Here is a 16,451-nt window from a genome sequence, read left to right as displayed (position 1 = left end):
GATAAAAATCGTCCGCCTGCGTTCAGCGGTCCGGTTTCATTGGAGGAGAACGCACCCTGAGAGGAGAACCCTTATGAATATCGTGAAATCCATTCTGTCTCGCCGCGCCTTTACGGCACTTGCAGGCGCCGCTGTCATTGCAACGGCAATGCCGGCCGCGTCCTTTGCCGCCGAGGTAACGATCCCGATCATCGTCAAGGACACGACGTCCTTCTACTGGCAGATCGTTCTGGCCGGCGCACGCAAGGCCGGCAAGGATCTCGGCGTCAACGTGCCGGAACTCGGCGCCCAGGCTGAATCCGACATCAACGGTCAGATCAGCATTCTCGAGAATGCCGTTGCCGGCAAGCCGGCCGCCATCGTCATCTCGCCGACCGAGTTCAAGGCACTCGGCAAGCCGATCGATGAAGCCGCCAAGTCGGTTCCGATCATCGGCATCGACTCCGGCGCCGACTCCAAGGCATTCAAGTCGTTCCTGACGACCGACAACGTCCAGGGCGGCCGTATCGCCGCTGACGGCCTTGCCGCCGCCATCAAAGGCGCCACCGGCAAGGAAGAGGGCGAAATCGTCATCCTGACGAACCTTCCGGGCGTTGGCTCGCTGGAACAGCGCCGCGAAGGCTTCCTGGATCAGATCAAGACCAAGCATCCCGGCCTGAAGGTGATTGCCGACAAGTACGGCGATGGCCAGGCAACGACCGGTCTCAACATGATGACCGACCTGATCACGGCAAACCCGAAGCTCGTCGGCGTCTTCGCCTCGAACCTGATCATGGCGCAGGGTGTGGGCCAGGCGATCGCCGAAAACAAGCTCGGCGACAAGATCAAGGTCATCGGCTTCGACAGCGACGACAAGACGGTCGGCTTCCTCAAGGATGGTGCGATCGCCGGCCTCGTCGTTCAGGACCCCTATCGCATGGGCTATGACGGCGTGAAGACCGCTCTTGCCGTCTCCAAGGGCGAGAAGGTCGAGCAGAACGTCGACACCGGCGCAAACCTCGTCACCAAGGCGAACATGGCCGAGCCGAAGATCGACGCGCTCCTGAACCCGAAGATCAAGTAAAAACGACAGGCGGCCGCGCCGGCTTCAAAAGCCGGCGCGGCCTTTCTCATCCGTGGTATGGTTCACCAGGGATGGAGCAGACGTGACAAGAGGAGGAGAGGTCCATGGTCGGACTGGAAGAGGTCAGTCATCGCCACGATGACAGCGCCACGCTGAAAGAAGCCAATCGAATTCCCGCCGGATCGCCTATCCTCGAACTGAAAGGCCTGCAGAAGAATTACGGTCACGTGCAGGCGCTGAAACCGGCGACGCTGACCTTCCTTGCCGGTGAAATCCACGCCATCGTCGGCGAAAACGGCGCCGGCAAATCCACCCTCATCAAGTTGCTCACCGGCGTCATCACCCGCACGGCAGGCGAGGTGCTGTGGTGCGGCCATCCGGTGGGACTGTCGACGCCGAACGAGGCAATCGCCCGCGGCATCAACGCCGTTCATCAGGAAGTCGTGCTCTGCCGGCACCTGACCGTGGCCGCCAATCTCTTCCTCGGCGACGAGGTCAACCGTTATGGGCTGATGCGCAGGAAGCAGATGGAGAAGATGGCGCAGTCCGTCCTCGACGATCTCGGCTTCGGCCTGCCGGCCGGTGCGCTTCTGAGCTCGTTGACGATCGGTCAGCAGCAGCTCGTCGCCACCGCGCGCGCGGCCATGCGCGGCACGCAGTTCCTGATCTTCGATGAGCCGACCGCCTACCTCACCCGCCAGGAATCCGCACAGCTCTTCAAGCTGATCCGCCGCCTGCAGAGTGAAGGCGTCACCATCGTTTATATCAGCCACCGCATGGAAGAGGTCTTCGAACTCGCCGACCGTGTCTCGGTGCTTCGCGACGGCACGCATGTCGGTACGCGCCTGATCGGCGAGACCAACGAGGCCGAGCTGATCGCGCTGATGATCAACCGCTCGATCGAGCAGATCTACCACAAGGAAGACATTCCGACCGGCGAGACAATCCTCGACGTCAGGGGACTTACAGGCCCGGGCTTCGAGGAAGTGACGCTCTCCGTCAAGGCAGGACAGATCGTCGGGCTGTATGGCCTGATCGGCGCCGGGCGCAGCGAATTCGCGCTCGGGCTTTATGGTCGCCAACCGACAAGTGCGGGCGAAATCCACTGGATGGGCAAGCGCGTCGACATCAAGAACGAACGCACCGCGATGGAGCTCGGTATTGCGCTGGCGCCCGAAAGCCGGCGCGACCAGGGGCTTTGCCTCAACCTGCCGATCGGCCTCAATATCAACCTGCCGGTATTCGGACGCCTCAGCAACGGCCCGGTCATCAATCACGCACGCGAATCGACGAATGCCGACAAGCAGATCCGCGATCTCAGCATCAAGACGCCGAGCCGGCGTGTTCCGGCCTCCAGCATGTCGGGCGGCAATCAGCAGAAGATCGTGATCGGCAAGTGGCTGAGCCACGGCGCCCGGCTTTTCATTTTCGACGAGCCGACTGTCGGCGTCGACGTCGGTACCAAGGCGGAAATCTACCGGCTCTTCGCCAAGCTGCTGAAGGAGGGGGCAGGCATCATCCTGATCTCCTCCTACCTGCCCGAGGTCTACGAACTGGCCGACCGGCTGCACGTCTTCCGCAGCGGCAAGCTCGTTGCAAGCCATGATTTCCACGCGGCGACGCATGAAGAAGTGCTCAGCGAAGCGATCGGCGTCTGAGCCAAAAGAATAAGAGGGAGAAAATTCATGACTGTCACCCCCACCGAAATTGTCGCGCCGCCGCCGCGCCGGAAGATGAACATTCTGTTCGGCCTGACACTGATCGGGTTGCTGATCTTCCTCTGGGTCGTGCTCGGCTTCGTCACCGAGAGCTTCTGGACGCCGCTCAACATCTCCAACCTGCTGCGCCAAGGTGCGATGACGGCGATCCTGGCGCTCGGCCAGACCTTCGTCATTATCACCGCCGGCATCGACCTTTCCGTCGGCGCAATCGTCGGTTTCTGCACCGTCATCATCGCCTGGCTCTTACAGGCGGGTGTGCCGCTCTGGGCGGCAATCTTGCTGACGCTGGCAATCGGTGTCGCGATCGGCTCCTTCCATGGCTTCGGCATCGTGCATATGGGCCTGCCGCCCTTCATCATCACGCTTGCGACGCTGACATCGCTGCGCGGCATCGGCCTCTTGATCACCAACGGCTCGACGATCAGCATCACGGACGAGGGTTTCAGCAATTTCGCCCGCGCCGATTTCCTTGGCGTTCCGAGCCTGTTCTGGATGGTCATCCTGGTGGCGATCCCCTCCTTCGTCTTCCTGCATCTGAGCCGCTGGGGCCGCTACCTCTTCGCGGTCGGTTCGAATGCCGAAGCGGCGCGCCTTTCCGGCGTCAACGTCAAGGGGATGATCTACCTCGCCTACATCCTGTCGGCTTCGTTTGCGGCCTTCGTCGGCGTGCTGCTCGCCTCGCGTATCGCAATCGGCAACGCGACACAGGCCGACGGCTGGGAACTGCAGGCGATCGCTTCCTCCGTCATCGGCGGCACGTCTCTCTTCGGTGCCGTCGGCTCCGTGCATGGTCCGCTGATCGGTGCGTTCATTCTGGCGACCATCAACAACGGCGCAAACCTTCTGAACGTCAACTCGTTCTGGCAGCGCATCATCACCGGCCTGCTGATCATCGTCATCGTCTACTTCGATCAGCTTCGCCGGCGCCGGGCGGGCTGAGCGAAATACAAAACAAAGCCGGCCCGAGGGCCGGCTTTCTTCATTTCAGCAATGCGAGAACCGTCATGAAAGCAGTCCTTTGCCGCGAACCCGGCGTCCTCGATCTCATCGAGCGCCCCTCCCCCGAAAAACCTGTTGCCGGCTGGGTACGGCTCGCCGTCAGCCATGTCGGCATCTGCGGCACGGATTACCATATCTTCGAAGGCAAGCACCCGTTCCTCGAATATCCGCGCGTAATGGGACACGAGATCTCGGCGACCGTGCTCGAAGCAGGCGACGGCGTGGCGATGGCGACGGGCACACCTGTGATCGTCAATCCTTACCTTTCCTGCGGTAGCTGTGTCGCCTGCCGGCAGGGCAAGCCGAACTGCTGCACCAATATCAAGGTTCTCGGAGTTCACACCGACGGCGCCTTCTGCGAGGAGATCGTGGTGCCTGCGGGCAATCTCTATGCCGCCAAGGGCCTCAGCCTGGAGGCTGCCGCGACCGTCGAATTCCTCGCAATCGGCGCGCATGCTGTACGCCGCTCCATGGCGGCGGAAGGTTCCCGCTCCCTCGTTATCGGCGCAGGCCCGATCGGCCTTGGTGCGGCAATCTTCTCGCGTATTGCCGGTCATGATGTGACATTGCTCGATACGAGTGCGGAACGGCTGCAGATGGCCTCCGAGCGCTTCGGCTTCACGTCAGGCATCGTCGCCAATGATGGGACCACAGATGCCGTGAAAGCCAGGACGGACGGCGATGGTTTTGATGTCGTCTTCGACGCGACAGGCTTCGGGCCGTCGATAGAGAAGGCTTTCAGCTTTGTCGCCCATGGCGGCGCGCTGGTGCTCGTCAGTGTCGTGAAAGACGATATCCGCTTCTCCGACCCGGAGTTTCACAAGCGGGAGATGATGGTCATCGGCAGCCGCAATGCAACGCGCGTCGACTTCGAACATGTCGCGGATTCGATCGCCAAGGGCCTCGTTCCGGTCGACAAGCTGATCACGCATCGCACGACGCTTGCCGACGCGCCGCGCGACCTTGCCCGCTGGGCGCATGAGAAGAGCGGCCTCATCAAAGCCGTGATCAAGGTTGCCGCTTAAGCAGCGTCGATTGCCGCGCGCATCTGCCTGACGACCTCGACATCCGTGCGGTTCGAGGTCGGCACATCGAAGCCGAAGGAGACGGCGCGCGGATCGGCGCTGGCAACGGCGGAGCTGCAGGAGCCGTGGATCTCGTGCGCACCCGTTGCCCGCAGAATCTCGACGGCATTAGCCGGACGCACGCCGCTGCCCGGCATGATGGAGATGCGACCTGCCGCCTTGGCGGCGATGCGCTTCAGCGTTTCGAGCCCATCCATTGCCTTCGGTACGCAGCCTGACGTGAGGATGCGCTCGCAGCCGAGTTCGACCGCCTGCTCCAGTGCCGCATCCGGATCGGGCACGAGATCGAAAGCGCGATGCAGGGTCGAGCCGAGGCCGGCGGCATGCGCCTTCAAGCGATGAATGAGCGGCATGTCGAGCGTGCCGTCCGACCGGTTGGCGCCAATGACGACGCCGGCGAGGCCGACGGCCCTGACGGCATCGATATCGGCCAGCATCGCCTTTTCATCCGTGGCATCGAAGATGAAGGGACCGGCGTGAGGGCGGATCATCGCATAGACCGGGATCGGTGCTTCGGCGGCAATTCGCATCAGGCTCGGCAGCGGCGTCAGTCCGCCAAGTTCCAGCGCCGAGCAGAGCTCGATGCGGCCGGCACCACCCTCGATCGCCGCCGCAAGGCCTTGAGCGCTATCGACGCATACTTCCAGCAAAACCGTCATCGTCCGAATCCCTCTTCTTCCGCCGCAGCTTATTTATGCGAAGGCGGCATCTTTCGCGACAGGTCCCGGGACGATTTTTGCAGCAGTCGCGATCAGCAGGTCGCAAGCGTCAGCGGCCGCTTTCCGATGATTGAAGGCCACGTGGTAGGACATGGGCATCGGCTCGGCGAGTTCGACGATGCGCACTCGGTCGGCAATCGGCATGGCGCTGACGCGGCCGAGGAAGGAGACGTAGCCGTGATTGGCGACGAGATCGACGATGACAGGCAGCGAATCCGCCGCGGTGATATCCCGGTCGCGGAGGCGGCGATGCAGGGTACGGTCATAGCCGAAGGTCATGGCGGCATGGCCGATGCCGGTGCGCGGGCTCGGCGTGCAGATCGGATGACTGGCGACAAGCTCCGTGGCAGTTGCTCCCATGCTGTCGAGCGGAGCGATCGCCACCATGTCGGTGCGCAGCAATTCGCGATGACGGAAGCTTTCCAGGCCGAAGACGGAATCGAGGATCGCGACATCGATGCGCCCGGATTTCAGCGCCTCGCGCAGATCGTCCGCGGTCATCGAGACCAGCGATAAGGCATTCTTGTTGCGGCCGGTATTCCACTCGGCGACGAGGCTGCCCAGGCAACGTGCAACCCAGCTTTCCGAGCCCGTGGGGATGATGGCGCCGATGCGCAGCGAGCGGGCGGTGCGCTGGTAGCGTTCGTCGGCCGCGGATTTCAGTTCGTTCCAGGCAAGGCTGATGGTCGAAAAGACCGCATAAGCAAAGCGGCCCTCCTCCGTCAGCGCAGAGCCTTGTGCCTGACGTTCGAAGAGTCGGTCTCCGAAGAATTTCTCAAGATTGGCGATCTGCAAGGAAAGCTGCGGCTGACCAAGACGAAGGCGGCGTGCTGCCCTATTGATGCTGCCTTGATCGGCAACCTCCAGATAACGCTCCATGGTGACGAGCTTGACGGGGATGCGGGCGGCCCATTGTCCGTAAGCTTCCGGTTCACGATGACCGAGCCTGTCTCCAAGCTGCCCTATTGCAGCAAGGATCGGCGCCAATCCCTCCAGGACTCTGCCTCCGGCAAGCAGAATGACCAGTTCGCCCGAGGAACGCTCCGCGAGCTTCAAGGCAAGCTCCGTCTCCAGATTGTCGATCGCCGCCGACACGGTCGAGACGGAGACGTTGAAGCGGCGCGCCGTCTCGCGCATGGAGCCGGAAGAAAGAACGTGACTTGCGATGAAGAGGGCGCCGAGATGCAAGGCTTTCTCCGGAAACTACTGAAAAGGCGGAGGATATGACGTGTTCGTGAAAAAAGATATCCCTGCCCGCGAAGGTGCAGGCTATCGTTCACCCATAGAAATCCAGGCGGCGAAAAGAACCGATCAAAAGCACCGGAACATCGTGGAAACACGCAAGGGGACAAAAACAAATCGCGCCGGCCTTGGAAAAGGGAATGCAATTCCGCGCAACGGTCTGCATTCGCCGCCATAATCGCGCCGCGAGAGCGAATACTGGAGGGGGCTGCTTCGATTTTCGGGCATCGATTTTTCGGGCATGCACACTATTTCCATGACGCACGTATTTCCGGCATGATGGCCTGATGGCTGACCATGCCGGCTGGTTTTATGCGCGCAGGCTTCGCGTCCGGGGCTTTCGCGACGTTTAACGGTGTTCAACCAAGGGGATAATCATGCTGAAGAAATTCGCACTTGCCGTTTCGCTTGCCGCCTTTGCGGCCGGCGCGGCCCACGCCGCAGACGTCGTCGTTTCATCGAAGATCGACACCGAAGGCACGCTGCTCGGCAACGTCATCGCGCTCGCGCTGGAAGCCAACGGAATCAAGACGCAGGACCGCATCGCGCTCGGCGCGACGCCCGTCGTGCGCAAGGCGATCACTGCTGGCGAAATCGACATCTACCCGGAATATACCGGCAATGCCGGCTTCTTCTTCAACAAGGCCGATGACGCAGCCTGGAAGAACCTCGAGCAGGGTTACCAGGAAGCCAAGAAGCTCGACTACGACGCCAACAAGATCGTCTGGCTGACGCCTTCGCCGGCCAACAACACCTGGGCGCTTGCCGTGCGCAACGATGTTGCCGGCCCGAACAACCTCAAGAGCATGTCCGATTTCGGCAAGTGGGTTTCGGGCGGCGGGGCCGCCAAGCTTGCAGCTTCGGCTGAATTCGTGAATTCGGCCGGCGCGCTGCCCGCCTTCCAGACCACCTATGGCTTCACGTTGAAGCCGGATCAGGAAGTCGTGCTTTCGGGTGGCGATACGGCCGCGACGATCAAGGCTGCGGCCGACCAGACCAACGGCGTCAACACCGCCATGGTCTACGGTACGGATGGTGCAATCCAGGCTGCCGAGCTGACGGTTCTCGAAGACGACAAGGGCGTGCAGCAGGTCTATGCACCGACCCCGATCATCCGCGAGGCCGTGCTGCAGGCAAACCCGAAGATCCAGGAAATTCTTGCTCCGATCTTCCAGAGCCTGACGGCAGACGAGTTGCGCAAGCTCAATGCCAAGATCCAGGTCGATGGCGAACCGGCGAAGTCCGTTGCCGAAGCCTACCTGAAGGAAAAAGGCTTCCTGAAATAATTGGCTGATGCGCCCCGCCTGTTCAGGGCGGGGCTTTCTCCCACAGGGTAGGATCGATGGAAGAAACCTTAGCGGTCCGCAAACTGGACCGGCTCGGCGTGGTACTCGTGGCAGGCGGCATTCTGGCAACGGCGCTTCTGCCCTTCATCTATGTGAAGGCAAACCGCATCGCCGCCGGCAAGCCGATGCTCTTGACGCAACTTCTTCCGCAACCTTCCGTCGTCATCCTGCTGGTGCTGCTGATTGCCACAGCATTGGCAACTCTCTTCCTGCGCAATGCTTTCACCCGGCTCGCCCTCGGCACGCTCTGTCTTGCGGCGCTGATCGCCGCCATTGGTCTCACCGCAACGGCTGCCACCCCGCCCGGCAGTACGGTGGCACGCATGACGCCCGGCGGCAGTTTCTGGGTGCTCTTCGGGGTGATCGGCCTCATCATCTCCGACGCGCTAGTGAAGATCCGGCTGACGCCCTGGATGCGTGTCGCTGTGCTTGCCGCCTATACGGCGCTTCTCGGCCTCTGCCTCTCCTCCGGCCTGCTCGATAGCCTGTCGATCCTCCGGGAATTCTCCACGCGCTCGGCGCAGTTCTGGACGGAGGCCTATTCCCATCTGCTTCTGGCCTTCGGATCGCTTGCGGTGGCGATCGTGCTTGGACTGCCGCTTGGCATCCTCTGTTTCTGGGTGCCCAAGCTGCGCGCCATCGTGCTGCAGACGCTAAGTCTGATTCAGACCATTCCAAGCCTTGCGCTATTCGGCATATTGATGCTGCCGCTCGGCTATCTCGCGACGCATGTGCCGCTCGCGGCCGAAATCGGCATTCGCGGGATCGGCACGGCGCCGGCGCTGATCGCGCTCGTGCTCTATTCGCTGCTGCCGATCGTCGCCAATACGGTCGTCGGCCTCGAAGGCGTCGATCCCTCGGTGCGCGATGCGGCGGCCGGCATGGGGCTGACGCGCCGACAGATCCTCACCGGAATCGACCTGCCGCTTGCCTTCCCCGTCATCCTCACCGGCATCCGTATCGTGCTGGTGCAGGCAATCGGCATGGTGACGATCGCCGCCCTGATCGGCGGTGGCGGCTTCGGCATCTTCATCTTCCAGGGGCTTGGCCAGACGGCCATGGACCTCGTTCTGCTCGGCGCCGTGCCGACCGTTTTCTTCGCCTTCTCCTCGGCCGTCATCCTCGATGCGGTCATCGAAAGCATCCAGGGGCCAGCTGCATGAGCAAGATCGAGATCAGGAACGTCACGAAGCGCTACGGCGCGGCCACCGTCGTCGATGATGTCTCCATGAGCGTCGAGAAGGGCTCGATCACCGTCATCGTCGGCACATCGGGCTCCGGCAAATCGACGCTGATGCGGATGATCAACCGGCTGGTGCCGATCACCGAAGGTGAGATTCTGGTCAATGGGCAGAATATCATGGACGTGCCGGCGACAGAGCTTCGCCGCAAGATCGGCTATGCGATCCAGGGACACGGCCTCTTTCCGCACCGGACGGTGGCGCAGAATATCGCGACCGTGCCGCAACTGCTCGGCTGGGACGCAACCCGGACCGACAAACGCGTGAGGGAACTGCTCGGCCTCTTCAATCTCGATCCGGCAGCCTTCGCGGAGAAATATCCGCATCAGCTGTCTGGCGGTCAGCAGCAGCGCGTCGGCGTTGCCCGGGCGCTCGCGGCCGAACCGGAACTGCTGCTGATGGACGAGCCCTTCGGCGCGCTCGATCCCGTCATTCGCGGCAAGGCGCAGGACGATCTGCTGGCGATCCAGAAGCAGTTCGGCACGACGGTCGTGCTCGTCACCCATGACATGGACGAGGCCTTCCATCTCGGCAACCAGATCGCCGTGATGAGCGGCGGCAAACTCCTGCAGTGCTCGACGCCGGAGAAGATCCTGACAGAGCCTGCAGACCCCTTCGTGCAGCAATTGACCGGCACATCCGACCGGGCGCTGAAGCTGATGTCGCTGACACCGCTGAAGGACAGTATGGAGCCAGCCAAGCCGGGCCTGCCCTATTCGCTGGCGCAGTCGCTCAGCCTTCGCGATGCGCTTGCCGAAATGATCTGGCAGGGCGTGGATGAGGCAGCCGTGCAGAATGCCGACAAGACGGCTGTCGGTTCGATTTCGATGGAGCGGCTCATCGAACTGGGCCGCAAGGCATGAAGTTTCTCCTCGCCAATCTGTTTCGCGCGCTGGCGCTGGTGATCCTGCTCATCCTGATCTTCAGGACGGAGTGGCTCTCCTTCATGCTGGTGCCGCTGACCAACAACAATGCGCCGCCGGTCTATATGCAGAACAGCCTCGCTTCACTGGCGCTCGGCCATCTGGAGCTGGTCTTCGTTTCGATTATCGGCAGCGCGGTGCTTGCCGTTCTCGGCGGTATTTTCGTTACCCGGCCAAGCGGCGCCGACTTCTTGCCTTTGTCACGCGCCATCGCCAATGCCGGCCAGACCTTTCCGCCTGTCGCGGTGCTGGCGCTTGCCGTTCCCGCTACCGGCTTCGGTGCTGCGCCGACGCTGATCGCACTCTTTCTCTACGGCCTGCTGCCGATCTTCGAAAATACGGTCGCAGGCCTCAAGCAAGTGTCACCGCAGGTACTGGATGCAGCAGACGGAATGGGCATGAACGGGACGCAGCGCCTCTTCCAGGTCGAGCTGCCCCTCGCCCTTCCGCTGATCCTCGAGGGGCTGAAGGTCGCAACCGTCATCAATATCGGCACGGCGACGATCGGCTCGACGGTTGCGGCAAAGGGTCTCGGCGAAGTGATCATTGCCGGTCTGATTTCCGACAATACCGCCTTCATTCTGCAGGGCGGCCTGATCGTCGGCCTGATGGCGGTGCTGATCTATGATGTCGTCGGCATGCTCGAAGGCGCGATCACGCGCAGAATGGGCTTGCGTCCGGCTTGAGAGGACGGCTACCAAGGCTGCCTAGGGCACGTTCGTTTTCTTCGAATCACGAAAGTGCTCTATCTGCTCGTTTTTACGCAATTCCGAACGCATAACCGCTGCACGCTTCTGATGGAATTGCTCTGGATATCAGCGATTGGGAGACCGCCTTGGCCAAGATGATCCATTCCATGATCCGCGTTCTGGACGAGGCGCGCTCGGTCGAATTCTACAGCAAGGTCTTCGGGCTCAAGATTGCCGACCGTGTCGATTTCGAGACTTTCACGCTGATCTACATGAGCAATGACGAGAGCGGTTTCGAGCTGGAACTGACGGTCAACAAGGGCCGTATCGAGCCCTACAATCTCGGCGATGCCTACGGCCATCTCGCCGTCTCCGTTCAGGAAGTGGAGGTCGAGCACAAGCGGCTGACCGATCTCGGCCTCAATCCCGGCAAGCTCGTGGAACTCAACCGCGACGGCAAGCTGTTCGGGCTGTTCTTCTTCATTACCGATCCCGACGGCTACAAGATCGAAGTGCTTCAGCGCCACGGTCGTTTTCAATAAAATACAAGAGGCTGACATGATTGGGAGGAGAGACCTTCATAACGGCTGGACGCTTTCCTGTAACGATACAGGAAGAACCAGTCTGCCGGCGTCCATTCCGGCAACGGTGCCCGGCTGCGTGCATCTCGACCTGCTGACAAACCGGCTTATCCCCGATCCCTATCTCGATATCAACGAGATCACCAATGACTGGATCGGCAAGACGGAATGGGTCTACCAGCTCAATTTCGAAGCCGCGGCCGATGCCATCAAGATGCAGGAACTGGTCTTCGACGGCATCGATACGATCGCGACGATCCAACTGAACGGCGAGGAGATCGGCCGCACCTTCAACATGCACCGCACCTATCGCTTCGACGTTTCGTCTCTCCTGCGGTCGGGCACGAACGAACTCAGTGTCACCTTCCATTCCGCCTATGCCTACGGTGCGGAAATGGAGAAGCACTACGGCTACCGCCCAAACAACTATCCGGGGCCGGGCAACCTGATGCGCAAGATGGCCTGCAATTTCGGCTGGGACTGGGGCCCGACGCTTGTGACGGCTGGCCTCTGGAAGCCGGTGCGGCTGGAGAGCTGGGATCGGGTGCGGCTTGGCGAAACCCGCGTCTCGGCAACGCTTGCCGGCGGCGATGGGCTGGTCAAGGTTCATGCGCGGCTGGCAAGACATGGCGAGACCGGACTGACCAAGCTGACGGCCGAGATCGGCGGCGTGACGCAGACGGTCACGATCGACACAGATGCGGATGAGGTTTCGTTCGAGGTGCGCGTGCCCTCGCCGCAGCTATGGTGGCCGCACCATCTCGGCGCGCAGCCACTCTATCCGCTGGAGATCCGGCTGGAGGACGAGAGCGGCGATATACTCGACAGCTATTACAAGCAGATCGGCTTCCGCTCGCTGCGGCTCGATACGTCACCGGACGCACATGGCTCTGCCTTCACCTTCATCATCAACGACGTGCCGATCTTTGCCTGCGGCGCCAACTGGATTCCGGACGATTGCTTTCCCTCGCGCGTGACGGCGGAGCGCTATGCGGCGCGGATCGACGAGGCGAAGGCCGCCAATATCAATCTGCTGCGCGTCTGGGGCGGCGGCATCTTCGAGCGGGACGAATTCTACGAGGCCTGCGACCGGGCCGGCATGCTCGTCTGGCAGGATTTCCTCTTTGCCTGCGCGTCCTATCCGGAGGAAGAGCCGTTGCGTAGCGAGGTGATTGCCGAGGTGCGAGACAATGTCGTGCGGCTGATGCCGCATGCTTCGCTCATCATCTGGAACGGCAATAACGAGAATATCTGGGGTTTTGACGAGTGGGGCTGGAGGCCGATCATCAAGGACGGCGTCAGCTGGGGGCTCGGCTATTATCTCGATGTCCTGCCAAAGCTCTGCGCGGAACTCGATCCTGACCGGCCCTACTATCCTGGCAGCCCCTATTCGGGCTCCATGGATATCGAGCCGAATGACGACCGGCATGGCTGCAAGCATATCTGGGACGTGTGGAACGACGTCGGTTACGAGGTCTACCGCAATTACATCCCGCGCTTCTGCTCGGAATTCGGCTGGCAGGCCCCGCCGAACTGGGCGACGCTGCAGGAGAGTGTGCATGACAACCCGCTAACGCCGGAATCGCGCGGCGTCTTCCATCATCAGAAAGCGACGCAAGGCAATGACAAGCTCATCAGGGGCCTTGCCGGACATCTGCCCGTGCCGCAGACGATGGATGACTGGCATTTTGCCACTCAGCTCAATCAGGCCCGCGCCATCCGCTTCGCCGTCGAGCACATGCGCTCGCATCGCGACATCTGCAAGGGCGCGGTCGTCTGGCAATTCAACGATTGCTGGCCGGTGACGTCCTGGGCGGCACTCGATTCCGCCGGCCGGCGCAAGCCGCTCTGGTATGCGATGCAGCAGGCATTCCACCCTCGCCTGCTGACGATCCAGCCACGCGGCGAAGGCCTTTCGGCAGTGGCGGTCAACGAGCAGACGCTGTTCTGGCGCTCGAAGATCAGCGGCAAGCGGGTGCGGCTCGATGGTACCGTGCTGGCGGAGTTCGAATTCTGGCGGCTGCTCTGCGACCGGTTCGAAGCGAAGGAATTTCCGTTGCCTGCGGATATCGCAAAAGCCGGTGCAGCGGATGAGGAAGTCATCGTCGTCCAGATGCTGGACAAGCGGGCCTTCCACTATTTCGTCGAGGATATCGACCTTAAGCTTCCGGCACCTGATCTCAGCATATCGCTGGCAAAATCGGCCGGCGGCTACGATGTCACGGTGACGGCGCGGAATTTCCTGAAGGATCTCTGCCTGATGGCGGACCGGCTCGACCCCTCGGCTGTGGTCGACTCGATGCTGGTGACGCTGCTGCCCTGTGAAAGCCACGTCTTCCGTTTAACCACCGAGAAGTCCTTGTCGGCCGAACAAATCGTCGTTGGAACGGTGCTTCGGACCGCCAATGACCTTGTGAACAAAAACTGAAAGGCCCCGCTCTGGCGGGGCCTCTGCCGGCTCATCTGCGCGGGCGACGTTACATCCAGTAGGGCGGCACGCCGTAATAATCATACACGCGGCGGCCATTATCGTTGTACCAGGTGTCGTCATCATCCGCGTAGCTCGGCGCGCCTTCGATCTGCTCCTTGGTGAGATCGATGCGGTAGCCGTCCAGCTGGGTATCATAGCTCAGCTTTGCCCAGGGCAGCGGATAGTGGTCGTGGCCGATGCCGAGGAAGCCGCCAAAACTCAGGACGGCGTAGGCAACGCGGCCATCCTGCTTCCCGAGGATGAGACGTTCGATGGAGCCGATATGTTTGCCATCGGCGCCATAGACGCGGGTGCCTTCAACGCGGTCACTGGCGATCAGCGTCGGCGTATCCTTGACATTCGGGTCGCGGCGAGTGGCGTCGGTATCCTGATTGAGCATTGTGCACCTCCTTTATCGTTTCCTCGTGGTTCATCCACACCGACAAAACGTACCCTATGCTTCAAAGTTCCCTGTCACATGATGTTCGCAGGCACCGGCTGCGATATTGACGTTTACGTCAAGGTTATTGTAGCCTCAAGTTGCTTGAACCGTTCAAGCAATGGCATAAGCTGCCTTGACGGAGGATGGAGGAATCTTCCGATCGATCCCGGCGCAAATCCGGTTTCGGCGGCCGAATGGGAGAGAGAAAATGAACAGCATTTCCGTCCACCCAAGCGGTGAGAAACCGGAAAAACCATGGCTTGCCACCTATCCGGACATCGTTCCGGCCGAGATTCCCCCACTGGAATTCACATCGCTTCCCGACCTCCTGGAAAAAAACTGTGCCCGCTTTGCCGATCGCAAGGCTTTTTCCAGCATGGGCAAAACGATGACCTATCGCGAACTCGAGGCCCAGACCCGAAAGGTGGCTGCGTGGCTGCAAGGTGCCGGTCTGCAAAAGGGCGATCGTGTCGCCGTGATGATGCCGAACGTGCTGCAGAACCCCGTCGCGGTCTATGGCATCCTGCGCGCCGGGCTCGTCGTGGTGAACGTCAACCCGCTCTATACGCCGCGCGAGCTTGAGCACCAGCTCAACGATTCCGGCGCCAAGGCAATCTTCGTTCTGGAAAATTTCGCGCGCACCGTCGAACAGGTCATCAACAAGACGGACCTGCGCCATGTCGTCGTCACCTCTCTCGGCGAAATGCTCGGGCCCAAGGGGCATATCGTCAATTTCGTCGTTCGCCGGATAAAGAAGCTCGTTCCTTCCTGGTCCATCCCGCAACACAAAAGTTTCAGACAGGTCCTGGCCGAAGGCGCGCACAAGACCCTTGCTCCCGTTGCGCTCACCGGCAGCGACATCGCCTTCCTGCAATATACGGGTGGGACGACAGGCATTGCGAAGGGTGCTGTGCTGACGCATCAGAACCTGCTGGCCAACAAGCTGCAGCTGCAACTCTGGCTGAAATCCGCCTTCGACAAGAAGAGGCAGCCTGATGTGCTAAACTTCCTCTGCGCGCTGCCGCTCTATCACATCTTCGCACTGACGGTGAATTCGCTGATGGGCATGTCGCTCGGCGCCCATAATGTGCTGATCGCCAATCCACGCGACATTCCGGGGCTGGTCAAGGAATTCCAGAAGTCGAACATCCATATTTTTCCAGGCCTCAACACGCTGTTCAACGCGCTGCTCAACAATGCCGACTTCGCCAGGCTCGATTTTTCCTCGCTCGTCATGTCGCTCGGCGGCGGTATGGCAGTGCAAAGACCGGTCGCGGAGCGCTGGCTGAAGGTGACCGGCTCGCACATTACGGAAGGCTACGGGCTGTCCGAGACATCGCCTGTCGCGACGGCCAACCGTTTCGATTCCCCTGAATTCACAGGATCGATCGGCCTTCCCATTCCTTCGACGGAACTGGATATCAGAGACGAGGACGGCAATTCGCTGTCGCTCGGCGAGATCGGCGAGATCTGCATCCGCGGGCCGCAGGTCATGGCCGGCTATTGGAACAAGCCGGAGGAAACGGCGAAGGTGATGACGCCGGACGGCTATTTCCGGACCGGCGACATGGGCTTCATGGACGGGCGCGGCTATACCAAGATCGTCGATCGCAAGAAGGACATGATCCTTGTCTCCGGCTTCAACGTCTACCCGAACGAGATTGAGGAAGTGGCGGCCATGCATCCCGGCATTCTGGAGGCGGCGGCCATCGGCGTGCCGGACGTGCATTCCGGCGAGGCGGTGAAGCTCTTCATCGTACGCAAGGACCCTGGGCTGACAGAGGCCGATGTGAAGGCGCATTGCGCCGCCAATCTCACCAACTACAAGCGACCGCGTTTCATCGAATTCCGCACCGAGCTGCCGAAGACGCCCGTCGGCAAGATTTTGCGCAAGGACCTGCGCGGCTGAATTTGACCGTCCCGTGAAATT

At 61.2% G+C, this 16,451-nt stretch carries 15 protein-coding genes; 12 read left to right on the top strand and 3 right to left on the bottom strand.

What is annotated here, in order from left to right; translation table 11 throughout:
* Nucleotides 1-73: 73 nt before the first annotated feature.
* The 4 genes from FHT93_RS13145 (at nt 74) to FHT93_RS13130 (ending at nt 4,808) form a co-directional block, all read left to right on the top strand.
* Entirely contained in the window at nt 74-1,063 is a 990-nt protein-coding gene (locus tag FHT93_RS13145) for an ABC transporter substrate-binding protein (protein ID WP_112541741.1), read from the top strand.
* Nucleotides 1,064-1,167: 104 nt separating this feature from the next.
* The gene (locus tag FHT93_RS13140; RefSeq protein ID WP_113013033.1) at nt 1,168-2,721 is read left to right on the top strand and encodes a sugar ABC transporter ATP-binding protein; all 1,554 of its coding nucleotides are present in this window, start codon (nt 1,168-1,170) and stop codon (nt 2,719-2,721) included.
* Between the two features lie 27 nt (nt 2,722-2,748).
* Nucleotides 2,749-3,723 (top strand): ABC transporter permease, encoded by a 975-nt coding sequence (locus FHT93_RS13135; RefSeq protein ID WP_112541743.1) that lies wholly within the window; start codon nt 2,749-2,751, stop codon nt 3,721-3,723.
* A gap of 65 nt (nt 3,724-3,788) precedes the next feature.
* Nucleotides 3,789-4,808: a zinc-binding alcohol dehydrogenase family protein gene (locus tag FHT93_RS13130; protein ID WP_113013034.1), complete on the top strand. Its 1,020-nt coding sequence runs from the start codon at nt 3,789-3,791 to the stop codon at nt 4,806-4,808.
* Here FHT93_RS13130 and FHT93_RS13125 read toward each other — a convergent pair.
* Both FHT93_RS13125 and FHT93_RS13120 read right to left on the bottom strand, forming a co-directional pair.
* A complete protein-coding gene (locus FHT93_RS13125; protein ID WP_113013035.1) occupies nt 4,805-5,527 on the bottom strand; it encodes a copper homeostasis protein CutC in 723 nt (240 codons plus the stop codon). The two genes, FHT93_RS13130 and FHT93_RS13125, sit on opposite strands and share 4 nt — an antisense overlap.
* Before the next feature lie 33 nt (nt 5,528-5,560).
* The gene (locus FHT93_RS13120) at nt 5,561-6,775 is read right to left on the bottom strand and encodes a LysR family transcriptional regulator (protein WP_113013036.1); all 1,215 of its coding nucleotides are present in this window, start codon (nt 6,773-6,775) and stop codon (nt 5,561-5,563) included.
* A gap of 40 nt (nt 6,776-6,815) precedes the next feature.
* Between FHT93_RS13120 and FHT93_RS13115 the strand changes: the two genes are divergently transcribed.
* From FHT93_RS13115 to FHT93_RS13085, 7 genes are all read left to right on the top strand, one after another.
* Nucleotides 6,816-7,007, top strand: coding sequence for an acetyltransferase (locus FHT93_RS13115; protein ID WP_113013037.1), 192 nt, complete (start codon nt 6,816-6,818; stop codon nt 7,005-7,007).
* Nucleotides 7,008-7,206: 199 nt separating this feature from the next.
* Nucleotides 7,207-8,115, top strand: a complete 909-nt coding sequence (locus tag FHT93_RS13110; RefSeq protein WP_112541747.1) for an ABC transporter substrate-binding protein — start codon at nt 7,207-7,209, stop codon at nt 8,113-8,115.
* Nucleotides 8,116-8,171: 56 nt separating this feature from the next.
* Entirely contained in the window at nt 8,172-9,338 is a 1,167-nt protein-coding gene (locus FHT93_RS13105; RefSeq protein ID WP_113013038.1) for an ABC transporter permease, read from the top strand.
* Nucleotides 9,335-10,279, top strand: a complete 945-nt coding sequence (locus FHT93_RS13100; protein ID WP_112969953.1) for an ABC transporter ATP-binding protein — start codon at nt 9,335-9,337, stop codon at nt 10,277-10,279. The genes FHT93_RS13105 and FHT93_RS13100 overlap by 4 nt, the downstream gene beginning before the upstream one ends.
* Nucleotides 10,276-11,025 (top strand): ABC transporter permease, encoded by a 750-nt coding sequence (locus tag FHT93_RS13095; RefSeq protein ID WP_112541750.1) that lies wholly within the window; start codon nt 10,276-10,278, stop codon nt 11,023-11,025. Before FHT93_RS13100 ends, FHT93_RS13095 begins: the two co-directional genes overlap by 4 nt.
* A 149-nt stretch (nt 11,026-11,174) precedes the next feature.
* Nucleotides 11,175-11,570, top strand: coding sequence for a VOC family protein (locus tag FHT93_RS13090; protein ID WP_113013039.1), 396 nt, complete (start codon nt 11,175-11,177; stop codon nt 11,568-11,570).
* A 16-nt stretch (nt 11,571-11,586) separates the two neighbouring features.
* Entirely contained in the window at nt 11,587-14,037 is a 2,451-nt protein-coding gene (locus FHT93_RS13085; protein WP_183847903.1) for a glycoside hydrolase family 2 protein, read from the top strand.
* A gap of 49 nt (nt 14,038-14,086) precedes the next feature.
* Here the strand turns inward: FHT93_RS13085 and FHT93_RS13080 are convergent, their stop codons facing one another.
* Nucleotides 14,087-14,479, bottom strand: a complete 393-nt coding sequence (locus tag FHT93_RS13080; RefSeq protein ID WP_112541753.1) for a PRC-barrel domain-containing protein — start codon at nt 14,477-14,479, stop codon at nt 14,087-14,089.
* A 250-nt stretch (nt 14,480-14,729) separates the two neighbouring features.
* On the opposite strand from FHT93_RS13080, the gene FHT93_RS13075 reads away from it, so the two are divergent.
* Entirely contained in the window at nt 14,730-16,430 is a 1,701-nt protein-coding gene (locus FHT93_RS13075; RefSeq protein ID WP_113013041.1) for a long-chain fatty acid--CoA ligase, read from the top strand.
* Nucleotides 16,431-16,451 lie beyond the last annotated feature (21 nt).

The organism is Rhizobium sp. BK379 (assembly GCF_014193955.1).
Taxonomy (GTDB): domain Bacteria; phylum Pseudomonadota; class Alphaproteobacteria; order Rhizobiales; family Rhizobiaceae; genus Rhizobium.
Note: the sequence above shows the minus strand (reverse complement) of the source record. Positions and strands in the feature narration are given on the sequence as shown.

Excerpts from the sequence above, each read along its gene's own strand:
- FHT93_RS13110 (WP_112541747.1), top strand. The coding sequence starts at position 7,207 with ATGCTGAAGAAATTCGCACTTGCCGTTTCGCTTGCCGCCTTTGCGGCC.
- FHT93_RS13105 (WP_113013038.1), top strand. The coding sequence starts at position 8,172 with ATGGAAGAAACCTTAGCGGTCCGCAAACTGGACCGGCTCGGCGTGGTA.
- FHT93_RS13080 (WP_112541753.1), bottom strand. The coding sequence starts at position 14,479 with ATGCTCAATCAGGATACCGACGCCACTCGCCGCGACCCGAATGTCAAG.
- FHT93_RS13075 (WP_113013041.1), top strand. The coding sequence starts at position 14,730 with ATGAACAGCATTTCCGTCCACCCAAGCGGTGAGAAACCGGAAAAACCA.
- FHT93_RS13130 (WP_113013034.1), top strand. The coding sequence starts at position 3,789 with ATGAAAGCAGTCCTTTGCCGCGAACCCGGCGTCCTCGATCTCATCGAG.
- FHT93_RS13125 (WP_113013035.1), bottom strand. The coding sequence starts at position 5,527 with ATGACGGTTTTGCTGGAAGTATGCGTCGATAGCGCTCAAGGCCTTGCG.
- FHT93_RS13135 (WP_112541743.1), top strand. The coding sequence starts at position 2,749 with ATGACTGTCACCCCCACCGAAATTGTCGCGCCGCCGCCGCGCCGGAAG.
- FHT93_RS13085 (WP_183847903.1), top strand. The coding sequence starts at position 11,587 with ATGATTGGGAGGAGAGACCTTCATAACGGCTGGACGCTTTCCTGTAAC.
- FHT93_RS13095 (WP_112541750.1), top strand. The coding sequence starts at position 10,276 with ATGAAGTTTCTCCTCGCCAATCTGTTTCGCGCGCTGGCGCTGGTGATC.
- FHT93_RS13100 (WP_112969953.1), top strand. The coding sequence starts at position 9,335 with ATGAGCAAGATCGAGATCAGGAACGTCACGAAGCGCTACGGCGCGGCC.
- FHT93_RS13140 (WP_113013033.1), top strand. The coding sequence starts at position 1,168 with ATGGTCGGACTGGAAGAGGTCAGTCATCGCCACGATGACAGCGCCACG.
- FHT93_RS13145 (WP_112541741.1), top strand. The coding sequence starts at position 74 with ATGAATATCGTGAAATCCATTCTGTCTCGCCGCGCCTTTACGGCACTT.